This window comes from Chryseobacterium gwangjuense (genome assembly GCF_021311115.1).
Lineage (GTDB): Bacteria > Bacteroidota > Bacteroidia > Flavobacteriales > Weeksellaceae > Chryseobacterium > Chryseobacterium gwangjuense.
Genome location: NZ_JAJTNP010000001.1, coordinates 567012 through 585322, shown reverse-complemented (window position 1 = coordinate 585322; position 18311 = coordinate 567012). Strand labels below are relative to the sequence as shown.

The following is an 18311-nucleotide window of genomic DNA, read 5'->3' as shown; positions in this document are numbered from 1 at the left end:
AAGATGAAGAAAAATATTTTTATACTTCAGGTTCTTCTGACTTTGGGATTACAGGAGGTATATGCTCAGAGTGGGGTTGGGGAAACAGTTAATAACTCAATCGCTTCTCCATCCATTGCTTCCTTATCCCGGTATTCAGATGTTCCGGTGAATGAAGCTACGGGAATCCCCAATATAGGTGTTCCTTTATTTGAGGTTCCCATGGCAGATAATACAATTAATTATCCAATCGGTTTAGGGTACAATATATTAAATTATGAAAATACAGAACGTATTAGCGATGTAGGCTATGGCTGGTCTTTATTGGGTACAAGTGTCATTTACAAAAAAGTAATTGAGGAAATCGATGAATGTTATGACAATGCGGGAATGCAAGGATATTTTAAGAATGAATTTAATGATATCTATTACTATTCACTGCCTGGGTTGTCCGGAAAATTTAGAATAAAAAGAGATGTTAATGCTGATACCTTTGAGCTTATCAATCTTAGTCCTAACAATGCTAAAATAGAATTCGTAAGAGAAAATAACACAGCAACATTCAAAGCTGATAACTTTACGATTACAACGGATAATGGCTATAAATACTATTTTCAGGAATTTGACTATGGACAATATCCATGCTCATATAATTTGCTGGTTGCCCCAACATTCAAATCCTCTTATTATCTGACAAAAATTGTCAATCCTATTGGAGCTGAAATTGCCACACTGGAATATGAAAAACAGAATAAAGTTATTTCCGGAAAAATAATGTATCAATACTGTAAATTAAAATCCATAAAAACTCCTAAAGGAGAAGTTGCTTTTAATTTTACGTATGATGAAACTCTAAAAGAAACGGTAAATGATCCTTTTACACTGAATAAGGTTTCATTAAAGAATCCTGCCGGGGAAGTCTATTATAGCTATTCTTTTGATTCAAACATTACAACTTATCCTTATGATGAGCCACTAGGAAGAAAACGTGTCCTTAATTTTGTCCGTAAAAATGATAAGAATAATAATAAACTGGAGCAGACATCCTTCCTTTATCAAAATGTTACGGATCAATTTGGTCGCAGCTATGATGGGATGTTGGAGAAAGTAGTTTTTCCTACCGGAGGAGTTGTTAATTACAATTATGAAAACAATGAACAGTTTTTTAATTATAGTGATCCTGAATACTTAGCTTATATGGAAGGATATGGTTATAATCCTCTAATTCAGACTAAAGAAACTGTAGCCAATCTGCCATTCAATACTGAAACTACACAAATCTATAATTTTACGATTCCCGGTGATATCACTAAGCTTAAGCGATTTGAAATACTCATGAGTATGGATGATTTTAGTTATCCAGACCCTAATGATCCTTTTGATCCTAATCCCAATCCCAATCCCATAGAAGTATATGCGAATCTCCATTTTGTTCTGAAAAAAGGAACACAGGTAATTTGGAATCAGGATATTGGCACTACATCCTCATATAGCAATGATTTTATTTTTCATAATAATCCTGGAAATTATACTCTTGAAATTACGTCCACTAATGGAGCAAAAAGTATTGGCTCTATCGATTTTGTAGGAACGAAATTTTTACCGGGACCTTTCAGAAATGCAGTTCCGGCTGAAGGAAAAAGAATTAAAAATATTAAATATTTTAAAAGCCTTTCCGAGACCACTCCTGAAAAGACGATCAATTACGGGTACGATTCATTTACATTAAATAATAGTACAAGTGGAGTTGTATATACCAATGAAAGAGATTCTGAAGGGGAACAATATTTTCCTTATGTTCTTTACAGTAATGTGAAAGTTTCTGAAACTGGAAAAGGTTACACAAATAAAACTTTTAAAACGCCTAATGACTATCCAAAAGTACAGAATGGGGGAACACAATTGGAACCTACTTACTTCTGGCCCTATTATAATGTTACAAAAGGAGGGCTTCCCCATAAAGAAGAAATTTATGATGAGCAAAATAATTTGTTGATTTCCAAAGAAATGAACTATGAATTTGATAATTACTCAGATGTTGAGTATAACCTAAATATTTCGGGAACAAAACATTCGAGTAAACCCGCTTATATTAAAAAGACAACGCAAAAAGAGAAGATGTTATTTGCCGGAGGAAGATATTTGGAAAATCAATCTGAAACACAGATCAATACTTTGAACTTTAAACCATCCTATGTTAAATCAGTGCTCGATGGAGATATTAAAGAGAAATTCTTGACTTATCCTACTAACCTGCCCGGATATTCTCATTTGCAAACAGCTTCTATGACCGGTATTCCGGTTATCACGGAAGATAAAGAAAACGGAAAAACATTGTCCAAATCGACAATAGTGTTTGGTAATTCTTCATTATTGCCGACTTCTGCACTTCAGACAAATATCTCAGACGGAAGTACAAAAGAAAGTATGAAGATGGATCTTTATGATGATAAAGGGAATTTACTTCAGTTTACTACTTCAGGAGGTTTTACTACTGCTATGATCTATGGGTATAATAAATCAGCATTGATTGCCAAAGTGGAAGGAGCAACATACAATCAGGTTGCCTCGTTAGCTACAGGTATTATTGCAGCTTCTAACGATGATAATCTTAATGCAAGTACAGAACCTGCTTTTATAACAGCATTGGATAATTTCAGGAAAAATCCTGCTTTGGCTAACTATAAGGTTTCAACCTATACTAATGATCCTGTAGTTGGTATTACCAGTATGACTTCATCGTCGTCGGATATGAGGGAGGTTTATGAATATGACAGTTCAGGAAAGCTCAAAAAAGTAAAGAGAATGGAGAAGGATGCCAGTGGAAATATTAATTACGTAACATTAAAAGAATACCAATACAACTATAAACAATAATTTGATCATGAAAAAGATTTTAAGTATTTCAGCATTGTTGTTTGTAGCCCTGTCATTTGCTCAGACCAATCTTACTACTTCTGAAAACTATATTTATTCTAAAACCTGTTTAAGCGGAGACTGTTCCAAAAGTTCAGAAAACGTCCAGTATTTTGACAGTTGGGGGAAACCTATCCAGACTATCGATATCAAAGCCACTCCTTTGGAGAGAGATATGGTAAGCCACATAGGGTATGATCAATATGGAAGACAGACCATCAGCTACTTACCGGTACCACAAACAGGTACTCAAAACGGGGCTATTTATACATCTCCTTTAGCCAATGCTCCTGCGGTGTACGGCTCTGAAAAAATATCTTCGGAGAAAATTTTAGAAAACTCTCCTTTAGATAGGGTTCAGCAGCAAATACAGGTCGGAACAGCATGGAGCACCAAACCTGCTAGATTTGACTATGATGCCAATAAGGATGGAGAGGTAACCAAATATACGGTTACAACTTCTTGGTTAAATGGCAGAACAAATTATACGGTTGCTAATTCCGGTACTTATAGTATTAACAGTCTGGCAAAAAATACCGTTACCAATGAAGATGATAACATCAGCATTGAATTCAAAAATAAGAAAGGTCAGACCATTCTTGTCAGAAGAAAAGACGGATCACAGAATGTAGATACCTATTATGTTTATAATGAATATGGCCAGTTAGCCTATGTCATTCCGCCTTTGGCAGTACAGACGGGATTATTGGATCAGACAACACTGAACAACCTTTGCTATCAGTACTATTATGACGGATGGAACAGAGCGGTTGAAAAGAAAGTTCCGGGTAAAGGATGGGAATACATTGTCTATGATAAAAATGACAGAGTATTGATGACCCAGGATGCGAATATGGGGGCTTCAAAACAATGGTTGTTTACCAAATATGACCTGTTGGGAAGAGTCGCGTTTACCGGAATCTATACAAGTTCGCAAAATTATGGAAGTGCAGGCAGAGAGGCTGAACAGACTTTGGCAAACAATGCTTCCGGAAATTCGTACGAAAGTAGAAATACAGGAGGTTTCAATGCTACAGGTGTAACAGCCTACTACACCAATTCAGCATATCCAACTTTATTTACAAAAATTTTGAGCATTAACTATTATGATACCTATCCGGCAGGAAGTATGGCAAGACCTACGCAGATCTTTGGAGAGAATACAGTCAGTGATAATATTGCTGATACCTATAACACACAACATCTGCCGACAGCTTCCTATGTGAAAAATATTGAAAATGACAACTGGACGGTAAACTATGTCTGGTACGATAAATTAGGAAGGGCTATTGGTACTCATTCTGTTAATCACCTGGGTGGGTATACCAAAACAGAATCATTATTGGATTTTACCGGGATTGTAAAGCAGTCAAAAGTTTATCACAAAAGACTGCCTTCAAATGCAGAAAAGATCATTTCACAAACCTTCGAGTACGACAATAAAAACCGGCTTCAAAAGGTTTGGCATACGGTAGACGGTTTTGCACCGGAACTTCTTGCGGAGAATAGCTATAACGAACTTTCTCAGCTTTCCAATAAAAAAGTGGGAAATAACCTCCAGAGTATTGACTATGCCTATAACATTCGAGGGGCACTTACCAGGTTAAATGATCCTTCTGCTACAGGAAAGTTATTCGGATATGAACTTAAGTATTATGATCCGATAAGTACAGCAACAGGAAAAAGAACAGGTAATATCTCAGAAGTAATATGGAAAACAGACAGTGATAATATCTTGAGAAAATACGCTTACCAGTACGATGCCCTGAACAGAATGACTTCAGGAATCTTTACTGAGCCCAATGCATCCATTCCACAAAATAACTTTTATAATGAAACAGCAACCTATGATCTTGGTGGGAATATAGCCACATTACAGAGAAACGGTAATAATTACACAGGTACGGCACAGTTAATAGACAACCTTTCTTATATCTATATCGGGAACCAGCTTCAGACCGTTACTGATAGCTCCGGGAACTATGGAGGTTATCCTGAAGCCTCGGGAAATACCATGGGCTATGACGATAACGGGAATATGAAAAATCACGTTGACAAAGGCATATTGCAAATTGATTACAACTTCCTGAATCTTCCAAATTATATAAAGTTTGATAAAACTTATGTACCGAGATTTCCGTTTTTAGGTGATTATAACGTCAATACAAAATACCTGTATAGAGCAGACGGAACCAAGTTACAAAAGATCTATACCTACGGAATAGGGAGAGCAAATGCAGAAGCAAATACGATTACCGAATATCTTGATGGGTTTCAGTATGAATATGAAGATACCGGCGATTTGTTTGCTCCGCCAGTTTCTCCAAAATTTATCCCTACTTCGGAAGGCTATTACAATTTTGAAAATAATAAGTATATTTACAACTATACAGACCATTTAGGAAATGTGAGGTTGAGCTATACCAAAAATGGTTCAGGAACAGAGATCATTGAAGAAAATAACTATTATCCTTTTGGGTTAAAGCACAATATTTCATTTTCTGAGAATCCTTACAAATACCAGTACAACGGCAAAGAAGTACAACAGGAAACCGGTTGGAACGATTTCGGGGCAAGGATGTATATGTCCGATATCGGACGTTGGGGAGTAGTTGACCCTCTGGCTGAACAGATGAGAAGACACTCTCCCTATAATTATGCATTTAATAACCCAATTAACTTTATTGATCCTGATGGGATGGCTCCGTATGATCCACGAGCTATGTATGGTGAAAATTCTGCATTTAACGGAGATTTTGATCCCAAAACTTCCATAATGGGAGGAGATTTTTTTCCGGGATCTAACTCATTTTTGAACTCATTTTGGTATGATCCGAGTGGCGGTGGTGGCGGAAGTTCTTCAACTATAGGTGAGCTCATGAAAAGCGTAGGAATTACATTAGGAAGTCTTGAATCTTATATGCAACTTACAACTGTTTTAACTTTAAGCCAACAACTGGAAAAAGCAGGTTGGGTAGATTCTAAAAATATCAAAGCAAAGTTTGACGATATAGATATTTTAAATAAAAAATTACCAGTTTTAAGTGAATTGCTTAAAATTACAAAGGCTAAATTTTATGATATTACAGGCGGAACTTGTCCTAATAAAACAGAATATCAAAATATTTTGATTAATATGAATAATGCTCAGAATATTTTAAAGCTGGCTTTTGTTATAGGTCATGAAATGAATCATTCATTTGCACAAGTATTTTTTGCAGATAAATTTAGCGAGATTACAAGGCAGCCCAAAAGTTCCATTCCTTTTCGTAATTCTTTTGGTTTTTTTCAAGAAGTTATGGGAGTAACTTGGGAAATAAATCTAGGAGGTGATCGGTATGGTAAGCGTACTGGTTTTGAAGCGGCGGAATTTTTTTATGGACCGAATGGGTTAGGTTATAGCCAAAAAAGTGTTAATACTGTAGATAGATATTTTTATGAATTAAAAACTGCGTGGAATTTTATGTATAAATCAAAATTAAAATAATATGAAAAATTTAATAATCTTTTTCTTTTTATCCTATAGTATTTGTAAATCTCAGGTTAAAATTACATTGTCATATTCGAAAAGTGATAAAAATGCAAACATTTCAATTTATAATGGCAGCAATGAAGATATTATAATACCATTAGATATGAAATCTTTTAAGCCTTATCACGAAAATCAATGCTCTATAGCTGATTATGAATTCCCCTACCCAATTTTGGGAATAACATTATTGGTTGAAAATAACAATGAAAAACTTCTTGGAAATATCCAGAATATTGAAATATCTGATAATGATAGTTTTAATAATATTAAAGAAGAAAAACGGAAAATAAATAGTAAATATTTAAATTCTATTAAAAAATGGAGTAATAAGAATAAAATAATGGATTCAAATTCTGCAAAAATAAATTATTATTTATATAAGAATTTAGTGATTATAAAATCTAAGCAACAGATAACATTTAGTTCAATAATTAATTTTGATAACATAACAAATCAGAAATATATTTATTATTATTATCCAATAGATTGGAGTAAGAAAAATAAATTATCCCTTTCAATATGTATTGATTCAAATATTTATGATTTCCTTACAGAGAAACAAAAACAAAAGTTGAAAAAATATAAATTTTTTACTGGAAAATTAGAAAGTAATAAAATAGAATTAAATTAATAGTTATGTAAGAAAAGTAACCTTTTTAGGTTACTTTTTATATTTTTAAACATTTCAAATATCAATTCAAAAAATAAAATGATGATTATGAATGGAATAGTAACATGAAAATTACATTATTTAATATATCTGTGGAAATCATATTTATATAATGAAATATTAAAAATCGAAGTATGATCTTAATGAGAAAAAAAATGTTTTCTTTGAGGGAGATGCATTTAGAGGAAGCTATGAACATAATGGAAAAATTTTTGCAACAAATATTGTGAGTCCTGAAGTTTTAGAAGTCTCTGATAAATTTCTTAATTCAGTAATTGGCACCAGTATTCTTCATGAATTATTAGAAGGCTATCTGGGAGCATTATATTTTCCTCTAGCAAAAGCAGCAATGGGAAATACGGTAGCAACTGCAACAAACGATGCTTATTTATTTTCGCATGGTGAGGCAGCATGTATAGATCCTAACTATAAAGATGTTGACCCCAAGGTATATAATGTAATACATTCTAGAGATAAAATCAATGGTGTTATTTCTATTTCTTCTGAGTTTTTAATTCTGACAAATAAACTAAATGGTAATATTTATTATATAGGGAAATGAAAAAAATAATTTATTTTATTCTGTTATTAATCATAATAATAGGTTGTAAATCTACCAAAATGAATGATAGTAATAGCGAAACTATTATTAAAGCAGTAGTATACAAAATTGATTCAACTAAATACTCTTACATTTATTATATTAAAAATAAAGAGCTAAAGAGTGGGATATTTGTTAAGGAAAAAAAATGTCTCTTGAAAACTAAATCAAAAAGAATAACAGTTGGTAAAAAATACATGTTCTTTTTACAAAAAACTATATATACAGGTAATTTCAATGTAGATAAGGATATTATTAATATAGATAATGAAAAGCAAATAGTTGGAGATAAAACTAATATTATTTTTGAAGATTGTTTAAATGTTTGTGGTAATTATATTGATGAAAGAAAAGAAGTATTTAAACATTAAAAATTTCAAGTAATACCTTTCATTAATAAATTGTTATCTATTTTTTATCTAATGAGAAAAGTTAGGGTATTAAATCAATACCCTAATTTTATAATAAAAACAGCACAGGAGTTCTTGAAGAAAATGATTTCTACCCATTTGGATTAAAGCATCAAGGGTATAACCAAACTCAAGGAAATCCTTCTTACAATTATCAGTACAACGGCAAAGAAGTACAACAGGAAACCGGCTGGAACGATTTCGGGGCAAGGATGTATATGTCTGATATCGGACGTTGGGGAGTAATCGATCCTCTCGCAGAAAAGATGAGAAGACACTCTCCCTATAATTATGCATTTAATAACCCGATCAATTTTGTTGATCCTGATGGGATAGCACCTGGGCAGATTGGCTGGATGGATGGAGCTGGGCATTGGGAGTTTGATCCAAATACAACGATAATGGGGAGCGACTTTTTCGCCGGAATGCTTAATAATGGAACACAGTCTTCATTTTGGAACGACGTTGGAGGTGGTAGTGGAGGAATTGGAGGGACTACATATTTTGGTTTGGAAGCGTATAATATGCTACAGAATCTCCTGAAGCCAAAACAGTTTGGTAATCCTATGATGTCTTTAACAGGAATTATTACAGATTGGTTGAAAGATGCTAATATTGACAAAGGTGGAAAACCTGGAACTGATGAAGAATCAATCATGGATTTTATAGAGAAAGTACCTCAATTAAAGAAACTTTATGAGACCAGTGGGAGTTTTAAAATAATTGTCAAATTATTAGAAGAAAGCTCGATAACTAAACCCTATAGTGCTAATTCTAATACCGGAACAATGACTTTTGGGGCAAGTTCTTTTAAAAGTTATTTGCAGTTAGGTATTGATATTATTCATGAAACTTGGCATGCTTGGGATATTAAAAACCTAACTCATGTAGAAATTATTAGATTTGCTGAACAAAGGTATCCTAATCCTTCTACAGCAGATTATGTTCATAAGTTAATTAGTGAGTATAGAGCATATGATTTCGAATTAAATTATGCACCCTCTAGTATAAATAAAAAAGGATTAGATTTTAGGAACGCTTATTTTGACGAAATAATATATAGAACAAATATGAATCCTGATTATTTTATAAAAAAATGGTAATATGAAATATTTAATTATTATATGTCTTGTGATTAGCAATAGTTTTTTCTCACAAGAGATTTCAAAAGATGAATATATAATCTACGGTCAGATATTGGATAGGTTCTATTTCTCTACTAATCAGTTTAGTATGGGGCTAACTCCTAATAAGAGAGCAAGTCTTTTAATCGGAAATGATCCAATTGAAAGTGAAATTTCTAAGTTGAATTCAGAGAAAAAAATTGATTTAGGTAAACTTGATCAGGTTATTTCTAAATTCCGCTTAGATAAATCTTTAGATAAAGAACATAGAAAAGGTCCATTAAAAGATTCTAAAATTAAAATAATTTGTAGTAATATTTTTTTTAAGAATGATACTGAAGCTTATATTTATATTATTACTGAATGGAAGGTTATTAAGCCTATGCAGTTTTTATTTAGAGCAACAAAAGAGTCAGATGGCTATTGGTGTTTTGAACATTATACATACTATTATTAAAAGCCACTCATAATCAAATTGATTGGTAATGTTTCAAACATATTGGCTTCCTTTATTGATTGATATTAACAAAGAAAATTTTAAATAAAATAATTAAAAACGGGTAATCTAAGTGGTTACCCGTTTTATTTTATGTTAATAATCTTTTTTCAAAAAATAAGTATATTTACATCTATACCGACCATTTGGGTAATGTTCGTTTGAGCTACTTTAAAACACCAATGGCAGCGCAGAAGCTCTTGAAGAAAAACAATTATTATCCTTTTGGGTTAAAGCACCAAGGTTATAACCAAACCCAAGGAAATCCATCCTACAATTACCAATACAACGGTAAAGAGTTGCAGGAAGAAACAGGCTGGAATGACTATGGGGCAAGGATGTATATGAGCGACATTGGACGTTGGGGCGTAATTGATCCTCTATCAGAAACAAGCAGAAGATTTACACCATATAATTATGCTTATAACAATCCGATAAGTTTTATTGATCCGGATGGAAGAAAGGTACAAACACCGGATCAGATAGAGACGAATGTATTCAAATTGAACGCTCCGGAAAACTCTCTTTGGTTTGCTTATGCCAATGGAGGTTATGGTACAGGAGGTGGAGATGGAATGGGTGATTTCTTTACACAAATGAATCAAGCTGGCGGTGGTGCTGGTAGTGCTAGTGCCGATAATAATATTCAGTCATTTGTCAGAAATGGTGTTTCTTATGAAGTTGCTGTAAAAGTAAGTCAGAATGGGGCAATTTCTTTTGATGATTATGTAAATTCGGGAGGAGGTTTTATAGTTGCCGGATCAAATGACACGGGGCATCAACCTAAAACTCCTTTTAAAGTTTATGATAGTGATGGAGATTATGTGGGGAAAATGAAAGTTGAAGCATACGATTTATATACTGATCCAGTGACTGACGAACAAGGAATTCATATAGAAGTAAAATTTACCAGTGCTTCAGAAAAATACTCTGACTATCAATGGGTTCAAACCGTAGGTACAAATGATCCTGATGGAGGGGGTAGTAAATTTACTATGTATAATGATCCCCATAGAGTAGATGGAAATAACGGTCCATTTTATTATGCTAAGAGTGATTATACTAATCCTGACTATGGTTCTCGAATAAGAAACGGAAATAAATATGTATTTACAGATAGTCCAACCAGAGGTAAAACTGCTCATACTATAGGTTGGAGAGCTGAATTGTCATTAGTCGGCTTTAACAGTAGTGGAGCTCACGCCGTACATACACTATATTATGGATTTAATTTATATCCATCAGGACATGATCTCAGAATGCCTATTTATAGTATTCCATATAGAAATCATTATTGGTGGTTAAAAAAATAAAATATGAAAAATTTACTTATTGTTTTAGTTATATTATTTTTAGGTTGTTCTAAAAAAGAAACTGAAAATATTAATGTTTATCAAATAACTGTAAGATATACAGGGCATGAAAACTCTCCATCGAGACGAATTATTCTTACAAATAGGAAGCGGAATGAGAAGATTTTCCCAGTAGTTAATTATCAATTAGAAAAAGAAGATTTGATGAAAATCGAAGAAATTTCTTACTCAAAAATAAAAAAATACAATGAGGGATTGTTAGTTTTAGTTCAAATAAATAAAGATAACAAGATTCAAAGATATTTTTTCAATAAGAAAGATGGTGTTGAGATTTTAGATAAAATAAAAAAAATAACTTCACATTACAATAACGATCGATTAGATGCTGATCTTTCTGATCTACAATTAAAAACTAAAAATACAAATAAGCAAAATTGGTATAATGATGTAGGGATTATGGAACGGTAAAATTCTGGGGTAATGTTCCAGCAGTGTTGGTTTTCTGTATTAATCAATATTGACAAATAAAATTTTATATAAAATTAAAAACGGGTAATCTAAATGGTTACCTGTTTTATTTATGTTAATAATTTTTCTTCAAAAAACAAGTATATTTACAGCTATACAGACCATTTAGATAGACAAGTAAAAGAAGAACTTTTACGAAGACTACGAACGTGGTTCAGTACGGTTGAGCTATACCCAAAATGGTTCGGGAACAGAGATCATTGAAGAAAATAATTATTATCCATTTGGGTTAAAGTACCAAGGGTATAACCAAGCTCAAGGAAATCCTTCCTACAACTACCAATACAACGGTAAAGAATTACAGCAGGAAACCGGATGGAATGACTACGGAGCTAGGATGTATATGAGCGACATCGGAAGATGGGGCGTAATCGATCCCTTGGCAGAAATGATGAGAAGATATTCTCCTTATAACTATGCTTATAACAATCCGATAAGTTATATCGATCCTGATGGAAGAAAACCACAAGCTCCGGGAGAGAAACTTGAAGCAACAATGATGCCCACTACCATGCTAATGTTTTATGCAAGCGGTGGAAGTAAAAATAATAGAGCTTTAATAGAGTTTGTTGGGCAATCAGACAATATTGGAGATTTTTTTGCTGCAATGGACAAACTTAGTCTTGAAGAAAACGAAGGTGGTGGCAGTGGAATTACTGGAGTGTCTATTACATATAACCAAGCATTGGCTCTTCTTGGTCTTACACCAGGTGGGGTGGATTTTTCTCAGTTTGGAGTGGATGGATCTAATCCAATGATGTCTTTAACTGGGATTATTACTGATTGGTTGACAAAGGCAAATGTTAAACTAAATGGCAAACCTGGTACTAATGAAAAGTCAATTATGAAGTTTATAAGAAAAGTGCCTGAACTAGAATCTCTTTATAAAACGAGTGGGAGTTTTAAAATAATTGTTGACTTATTAAAAGAAAAACCTGTAACAGCCCCATATGATGCTGGCTCTAATACCGGAACAATGACTTTTGGAGCAAGTTCTTTTGAAAGTTATTTGAAGTTAGGAATTGATATTATCCACGAAACATGGCATGCATGGGATATTAAAAATCTAATCTATTCAAAAATATTTAATTTTGCTGAAGAAATAGACTCTAATCCTTCTAAAGCAGATGAGATACATAAGTTAATTATTGAGTATAGAGCATATGATTTCGAATTAAATTATGCACCCTCTAGTATAAATAGAAAAGGAGTAATTTTTAGGAACGCTTATTTTGACGAAGTAATAAATAGAACAAATATGAATCCTGATTATTTTTTAAAAAAATGGTAATATGAAATATTTTATAATTATATTCTTTGTGATGAGTAATTATTTATTCTCACAAGAAATTTCAAAAGATGAATATATAATCTATGCACAAGTACTAGATAGATTAGCTTTTCCTGTTAATAAGTTTACCTTGGGGCTTACTCCTAATGAGAAAGCAAGTCTTTTGGTTAGAAAGGATCCAATTGAAAGTGAAATTTCTAAGCTGAATTCAGAAAAAAAAATTAATTTGGATAAGCTTGATCAGGCTATTTCTAAATTCCGTTTAGATAAGTCTTTAAGTAGAGAGCAAATAAAAGATCCTTCAAAAGATTCTAAAATTAAAATAATTTGTAGTAATGTTTTTTTTAAGAATGATAATGAAGCTTATATTTATATTATTACCGAATGGAAGGTTATTAAGCCTATGCAATTTTTATTTAGAGCTATAAAAGAAAAAGATGGCTATTGGTGTTTAGAGAATTATACATTTTATTTTTAAAAGATTGTTTACTTTGATTTATAAAAAACGAATAATTTAATAGATTATTCGTTTTTGTTTTAAGCTCTTTTGATATATTATAAAATGTTCAAATTCTATGTACCCAATACTTGTTATAAATAAACAGATTTAAATAGATTAAACTTAAATTTCAGAAAATTTTGAATACAATAGGAATAAATCCTAATATGAAATATTTAATTATTATCCTTTTGGATTAAAGCATTAAGGCTATAATACACAAGCAGGAAATCTTTCTTAAATATGATTTTGAACTACAATATGTCCCTAAAAATATAAATCCCGATAAAAAAGATTATAGAACCAAATATGGTAATTATATTTGGATCGTTACAGGAATACAACCCATTGATTTTTTAAGTTTATAATGAAAAGATTATTATTTTTATTCACATTAAGTTTTAGTTTCTTACACTCACAAGAAATATCTAGAGATGAATATATCCTTTACGCACAGATATTAGACCATTATAATTACTCATTCAATAAATTTGAATTAGGAATTCCAATAAAGTATGAAGGATTGCTAAATGGTCCTAAGAATACAAGCAAATCTAAAATTGCAAAAATAAAGTCAAAGAAAAAATTTAATGCATCTATTTTAGAAGGAGTACTCTTAAAATATAGGAAGGATAAGAACTTGGATAGAGAAAATTTTCCTGATCCTGTTAAAAACTATAAAGAAGAAATATACTGCAGTCCCATTTATTTTAAGACCAATACAGAAGCTTTTATTTTTGTTGTCACAATAAATAAATTATTACCTCATCCTTCTCATGATTTAATAAAAGCTACAAGAGAAGAAGATGGTTATTGGTGTTTAGAAGATTATAATTATTATTATAATTAAATTTAAAATCTATAGTTATAGAGTTCACTCTAAGAAATCTGTATTTCAAAATGTACATAAAAACCATTCTTCTTACAATGGTTTTTATGTGCATCTTAAAGTTTTTGAGATTGAAACATACTGGCTATGACCCAATCGAAGAAAATCCTGCCTATAATACAACAGCAAAGAAATACAAAAAGAAACCGGATGGGACGACTATGGGACAGGAATGTATATGAGCGACATCGGAAGATGGGGCATAATCGATCCCTTAGCAGAAATGATGAGAAGATATTCTCCTTATAACTATGCTTTTAATAATCCTATAAGCTTTATTGACCCCTGATGGGAGAAAACCACAAGCTCCAGGTGATGAAATTAAAGGAACAATGGCTCCTACTACTATGTTAATGTTTTATGCAAGTGGCGGTTCAACTCCAGAGGATCTCAAAAATTTTATTGCTGAAAATAACGGGTCTGGAACTTTTCAAGCATTAATGAATCAAATGCTTGGTTTTAAAATGTACGCTACTGAAGGAGGTAGCGGAGTTACCGGAGTGTCCATTACATATAACCAAGCACTGGCTCTTCTTGGTCTTACACCAGGAGGTGTTGATTTCTCTCAGTTTGATTTTTCGCAATCTGCTGTGGAAGGGCCAGGTGATGATACTAAAAAAGCTCTTAAATATAAAAAGCAATATGAGTTAAATAAAAATATTCAAATAGCAGAAACTGTATTGTCTGAAGCTTTGTTAGAAACTACCCAATATGGACAAGTTCTTCAATATTCAAGAAAAGCTTTAGTGAAAATATATGGAAGTGATGATTATAAATCTTTGAATAATGTATATGACATTATAGTAGGTAAGCTTGATGTATATAAAAAAGGGCTAGTTAAAGCAGATAATCCTGCATATTCAGCAATTGTTGCAGGTATTGTTACATCACTTGGTGCAAATACACTAAGTCTTGAAATTAAAAACAAATATCTCCTATATCAAATAGAACGGTTAGATATTGATGTTTATAAAATGATTTTTCCAGATAGTCATACAAGATTTGGTGGTGGTGGCGCAAAAGGAAAATGGTAGATATAAATTTTTTGATAATAGAACTTTATGAATAAAACTGTAAATGGATGCCTTTTTTTGGCAATCGCAACAATTTTAATAGTATTTATGAGCGCTTTTTTTATAATAAAAAATGTTGAAAATACTTTTTTGTCAGATAAATCAAAAGTAGACACTTCTTGGAATAATTACATAAAACTTCTACATAAAAGAAATGAGAACTTATTCAACAATAAAAATCTAAAGAATATTACTCCATTGATCAATAAAACTGAAGAACTTATTAAAACCAGGCATAAGAAAGAAGAATTATTATCTAATGAGTATGTTTTAAATGATAGCTTAACAAGAATTAAGAGTATACGGGTGATTAATCAAAAATTAAATGATTATTTATATTTATATAATGCCAATGTAAAAGAATTTAATATCAAATACTCTGCTATTCCCTATAGCTATATTCGTAAAAATTATAAGGTTGAATTATATGATTACTTTAAAATTGATTACGGCAGAGACAATAAAAGCCTGATCAGAGAACAAAAAAAAATTGATGATTGGATTGAAAATGGGGGAGAACTGAAATAGTGAGAATAGTAATCTTTGAAGCTAAATTTAGTTTCAATAATCTAATATCGCCTCGTTAAGGTGAGGCGGTATTTGTTTTTTAGGAAAGTTTTGAATAATCTAAAATTACCTCTTATCTATCCTTTATGATTTGTGAATTACCTAAAAGCTAATGTTAAATATATAAATTGCTGCAAATAATCACAAAAAAGGAACCGTCTTTTTTATTGATTTTAATTACGGTTCCTTTTACTTATCTTTTTTGACATTTGGCTTACTTGGCATTATTAAACTGAAAACTCAATTGCCTTTCATTACCAAAATTATCCAATATCCAGATGTCAAACGATTGCGAAATAGTAGATTGGGAGGTATAATAAAAGGTAATTTCTGAACTCTTTGCATCTGAAAGAAAATAGACTTTGTTGGGCATAAATGGTTTCTTTTCAATGCTACCACCAATTTGATAGTTTAGGTTTCCATTTCCATCATATTGAAAATAGCGAAAGTAGTACTGTACTCCTGAATACTTACCTGTGTTTTGGATTTTCATGCTAATGGCATCGGTTTGACCAAGTGCAATAGCTTTGTTGACAGGTAGTACTTTAACTTCAAACGGAAAATTCTGCTGAATGTCCAATTCATCACTTTCACAAGAAGAAAGTAGAAGGATTCCTATTAAGATTAGAATCCCCCCGCTGCCGCGCGAATTCTTTCGTGTGGCATTTTATTAATAATTACTTTTTGTAGACTAGCATTTTTATATCTTTATCTAAAACATATTGTGATGAGTAGAAATTATAAATTCCATAATCCAGAAGGACTATATTTTATAAGTTTTGCTGTAGTAGGTTGGCTTGATGTATTTATCCGAAATGAATATAAAGAACTTTTGTTGGAAAGTATAAGATTTTGCCAAAAAACAAAAGGTTTAGAAATTCATGCTTGGTGTATCATGTCCAGTCATGTGCATTTGGTTTTTAGAAGTATAAACAAACAGAAACCAGAGTTATTGATTGGAGATTTGAAAAGGTTTACAAGTAATTCAATTGTAATGGCTATTAAAGAAAATCCTAAGGAAAGCAGAAGAGAAATCTTATTGGATTACTTTTTAAAAGAAGGTGCAAAAAGCTCAAATGTTAACAAATATCAATTTTGGCGACATGATAATAAACCTATTGAATTATGGAGTAATAAAGTTATCAGTCAGAAAATTAACTATATCCATCAAAACCCTGTTGAAGCAGGTTTAGTTTTTCGTGCAGAAGATTATAAATATAGCAGTGCGGTTGATTATTCTGATGAAAAAGGACTTTTGGATGATATTATAGTTTTTAGAATGTTTGATTTATAGTTTTCTTAGCCACACGAAAGGATTCGCGCGACAGCGGGGGGATTTTGCAATAAGGAAAGCGTCAAATGCATATGAATACTTAAGAAGTTTTGGGTCTGAAGGTGACTCCCCAGCAGATCAAAGAGCAATATTTTATTTCCTTAATATGTTAAACAAAAAATAATATGAAAAGTATATTACAAAAAATTCCTAAACCAATACCTTTACTTATTCTATTCATTTTATTCGTTTCTAGTATAATTATTTTAATTAACTTCATGGATTATATGTATTCACATAAAATCCTCAATATTCTTATTGTAATAGTTTATTTTATTCCAGGTTTACTTTTTTTTAGTATCGCCTCTGGATATAATTTTTTAATAAATAAAAATTATAATAATTTATTTATTAAAATAATTACATTAATACCTCTCATAGTAATATTGATATATTTTCTGTATTTTTTAATAGTCTTACTATTAATTTAACAGATTTTGGTAATGCTTCAAAATTAGTGATGAATGCTTTGCAAAAAATAAAGCCATTGACTTTAAACATCCATTATAAAAGACAATCTTAAAAACAAGAGTAGGGATTCACTACTCTTGCTAATTTTGAAGAAAAACAGATACAAATGACAGAAGATCATTCCTCGTGTACCAGAGTTAATGATGGAGTAATTTAGAAAAATAATAAGATATTTGAATATCAATATTTTGAATATGGAAAACTTTTTTAGCTCAAATCGATGCTTTAAATTGTGGGGATACACTGTCAGTCATTCTTCGTTAATTTTAAGAAGTGAAATGAAATACCCTGATCAGGATGATTTTAATGAATATACTTCATACAATATAGATTTTGAATTTTGGGAAATACAGTATATTGATTTACCATCAATCATCAATGGATTGACTATTAAAGAAATTACGAGCATTGAATTACCAGACAGAATGGATGTAGAATTACTGATGCATGATATGAGGATATTTGAAATAGAGTCAAAAGGATTTAAATATTATATAATTGCTGGAGGTTTATTAATAGGTAAAAATAAATGGGGAAACCAAGATAGAATTTGTGATTATAATGCTGGTTTAAAACATGATGAAATATTCTTTAGTGCTAACTAATTAGGTAATGTTTC

17 protein-coding genes and 2 pseudogenes are annotated in these 18311 nt (G+C 31.5%); 18 read left to right on the top strand and 1 reads right to left on the bottom strand.

The genetic code is table 11. The features are described from left to right. Positions 1-3: 3 nt before the first annotated feature. The 16 genes and pseudogenes from LV842_RS02620 to LV842_RS02550 all read left to right on the top strand — a co-directional run bounded on the left by LV842_RS02620 (position 4) and on the right by LV842_RS02550 (position 15849). The gene (locus LV842_RS02620) at positions 4-2856 is read left to right on the top strand and encodes a hypothetical protein (protein ID WP_233109904.1); all 2853 of its coding nucleotides are present in this window, start codon (positions 4-6) and stop codon (positions 2854-2856) included. A gap of 7 nt (positions 2857-2863) precedes the next feature. Beyond that, positions 2864-6382, top strand: a complete 3519-nt coding sequence (locus LV842_RS02615) for a DUF6443 domain-containing protein (RefSeq protein ID WP_233109903.1) — start codon at positions 2864-2866, stop codon at positions 6380-6382. Between the two features lies 1 nt (position 6383). Next, entirely contained in the window at positions 6384-7058 is a 675-nt protein-coding gene (locus tag LV842_RS02610; RefSeq protein WP_233109902.1) for a hypothetical protein, read from the top strand. Positions 7059-7323: 265 nt separating this feature from the next. Beyond that, entirely contained in the window at positions 7324-7659 is a 336-nt protein-coding gene (locus LV842_RS02605) for a hypothetical protein (RefSeq protein ID WP_233109901.1), read from the top strand. A 59-nt stretch (positions 7660-7718) separates the two neighbouring features. Continuing rightward, positions 7719-8069, top strand: a complete 351-nt coding sequence (locus LV842_RS02600; protein WP_233109900.1) for a hypothetical protein — start codon at positions 7719-7721, stop codon at positions 8067-8069. A 143-nt stretch (positions 8070-8212) separates the two neighbouring features. Further along, positions 8213-9211: pseudogene (locus LV842_RS16125) on the top strand (RHS repeat domain-containing protein); the annotation flags it as partial. Position 9212: 1 nt separating this feature from the next. Beyond that, on the top strand, positions 9213-9689 hold the full coding sequence (locus LV842_RS02590; protein ID WP_233109899.1) for a hypothetical protein: 477 nt from the start codon (positions 9213-9215) through the stop codon (positions 9687-9689). Between the two features lie 221 nt (positions 9690-9910). Then, a complete protein-coding gene (locus tag LV842_RS16105) occupies positions 9911-11041 on the top strand; it encodes an RHS repeat-associated core domain-containing protein (protein WP_317207290.1) in 1131 nt (376 codons plus the stop codon). Between the two features lie 3 nt (positions 11042-11044). Beyond that, positions 11045-11509 (top strand): hypothetical protein, encoded by a 465-nt coding sequence (locus LV842_RS02580; protein ID WP_233109898.1) that lies wholly within the window; start codon positions 11045-11047, stop codon positions 11507-11509. Positions 11510-11638: 129 nt separating this feature from the next. Continuing rightward, positions 11639-12029, top strand: a pseudogene (locus LV842_RS02575) (RHS repeat-associated core domain-containing protein); the annotation flags it as partial. An 832-nt stretch (positions 12030-12861) separates the two neighbouring features. Continuing rightward, positions 12862-13338 (top strand): hypothetical protein, encoded by a 477-nt coding sequence (locus LV842_RS02570; protein WP_233109897.1) that lies wholly within the window; start codon positions 12862-12864, stop codon positions 13336-13338. A 388-nt stretch (positions 13339-13726) separates the two neighbouring features. Continuing rightward, a complete protein-coding gene (locus LV842_RS02565; RefSeq protein WP_233109896.1) occupies positions 13727-14209 on the top strand; it encodes a hypothetical protein in 483 nt (160 codons plus the stop codon). Between the two features lie 50 nt (positions 14210-14259). Further along, complete coding sequence (locus LV842_RS02560) at positions 14260-14430, top strand: hypothetical protein (protein WP_233109895.1); 171 nt, start codon at positions 14260-14262, stop codon at positions 14428-14430. Next, a complete protein-coding gene (locus tag LV842_RS16120) occupies positions 14421-14537 on the top strand; it encodes a hypothetical protein (RefSeq protein WP_394801192.1) in 117 nt (38 codons plus the stop codon). Before LV842_RS02560 ends, LV842_RS16120 begins: the two co-directional genes overlap by 10 nt. A gap of 43 nt (positions 14538-14580) precedes the next feature. After that, positions 14581-15282 (top strand): hypothetical protein, encoded by a 702-nt coding sequence (locus tag LV842_RS02555; RefSeq protein WP_233109894.1) that lies wholly within the window; start codon positions 14581-14583, stop codon positions 15280-15282. A gap of 27 nt (positions 15283-15309) precedes the next feature. Continuing rightward, a complete protein-coding gene (locus LV842_RS02550) occupies positions 15310-15849 on the top strand; it encodes a hypothetical protein (RefSeq protein ID WP_233109893.1) in 540 nt (179 codons plus the stop codon). Positions 15850-16102: 253 nt separating this feature from the next. Here the strand turns inward: LV842_RS02550 and LV842_RS02545 are convergent, their stop codons facing one another. Next, positions 16103-16507 carry a TraQ conjugal transfer family protein gene (locus LV842_RS02545; RefSeq protein ID WP_317207292.1) on the bottom strand — a complete coding sequence of 135 codons (405 nt, stop codon included), beginning with the start codon at positions 16505-16507 and terminating at the stop codon, positions 16103-16105. A gap of 108 nt (positions 16508-16615) precedes the next feature. Here LV842_RS02545 and LV842_RS02540 point away from each other — a divergent pair, with 108 nt between their 5' ends. Then, the gene (locus LV842_RS02540; RefSeq protein WP_233109891.1) at positions 16616-17182 is read left to right on the top strand and encodes an REP-associated tyrosine transposase; all 567 of its coding nucleotides are present in this window, start codon (positions 16616-16618) and stop codon (positions 17180-17182) included. A 788-nt stretch (positions 17183-17970) separates the two neighbouring features. Continuing rightward, complete coding sequence (locus tag LV842_RS02535) at positions 17971-18297, top strand: hypothetical protein (protein WP_233109890.1); 327 nt, start codon at positions 17971-17973, stop codon at positions 18295-18297. Positions 18298-18311: the final 14 nt, after the last annotated feature.

Bases quoted from the DNA above. Each gene is read 5' to 3' on its own strand.
- LV842_RS02620 (WP_233109904.1), top strand. From the start codon at position 4: ATGAAGAAAAATATTTTTATACTTCAGGTTCTTCTGACTTTGGGATTA.
- LV842_RS02615 (WP_233109903.1), top strand. From the start codon at position 2,864: ATGAAAAAGATTTTAAGTATTTCAGCATTGTTGTTTGTAGCCCTGTCA.
- LV842_RS02610 (WP_233109902.1), top strand. From the start codon at position 6,384: ATGAAAAATTTAATAATCTTTTTCTTTTTATCCTATAGTATTTGTAAA.
- LV842_RS02600 (WP_233109900.1), top strand. From the start codon at position 7,719: ATGAATGATAGTAATAGCGAAACTATTATTAAAGCAGTAGTATACAAA.
- LV842_RS02590 (WP_233109899.1), top strand. From the start codon at position 9,213: ATGAAATATTTAATTATTATATGTCTTGTGATTAGCAATAGTTTTTTC.
- LV842_RS16105 (WP_317207290.1), top strand. From the start codon at position 9,911: ATGGCAGCGCAGAAGCTCTTGAAGAAAAACAATTATTATCCTTTTGGG.
- LV842_RS02580 (WP_233109898.1), top strand. From the start codon at position 11,045: ATGAAAAATTTACTTATTGTTTTAGTTATATTATTTTTAGGTTGTTCT.
- LV842_RS02570 (WP_233109897.1), top strand. From the start codon at position 12,862: ATGAAATATTTTATAATTATATTCTTTGTGATGAGTAATTATTTATTC.
- LV842_RS02565 (WP_233109896.1), top strand. From the start codon at position 13,727: ATGAAAAGATTATTATTTTTATTCACATTAAGTTTTAGTTTCTTACAC.
- LV842_RS02560 (WP_233109895.1), top strand. From the start codon at position 14,260: ATGTACATAAAAACCATTCTTCTTACAATGGTTTTTATGTGCATCTTA.
- LV842_RS16120 (WP_394801192.1), top strand. From the start codon at position 14,421: ATGTATATGAGCGACATCGGAAGATGGGGCATAATCGATCCCTTAGCA.
- LV842_RS02555 (WP_233109894.1), top strand. From the start codon at position 14,581: ATGGCTCCTACTACTATGTTAATGTTTTATGCAAGTGGCGGTTCAACT.
- LV842_RS02550 (WP_233109893.1), top strand. From the start codon at position 15,310: ATGAATAAAACTGTAAATGGATGCCTTTTTTTGGCAATCGCAACAATT.
- LV842_RS02540 (WP_233109891.1), top strand. From the start codon at position 16,616: ATGAGTAGAAATTATAAATTCCATAATCCAGAAGGACTATATTTTATA.
- LV842_RS02535 (WP_233109890.1), top strand. From the start codon at position 17,971: ATGAAATACCCTGATCAGGATGATTTTAATGAATATACTTCATACAAT.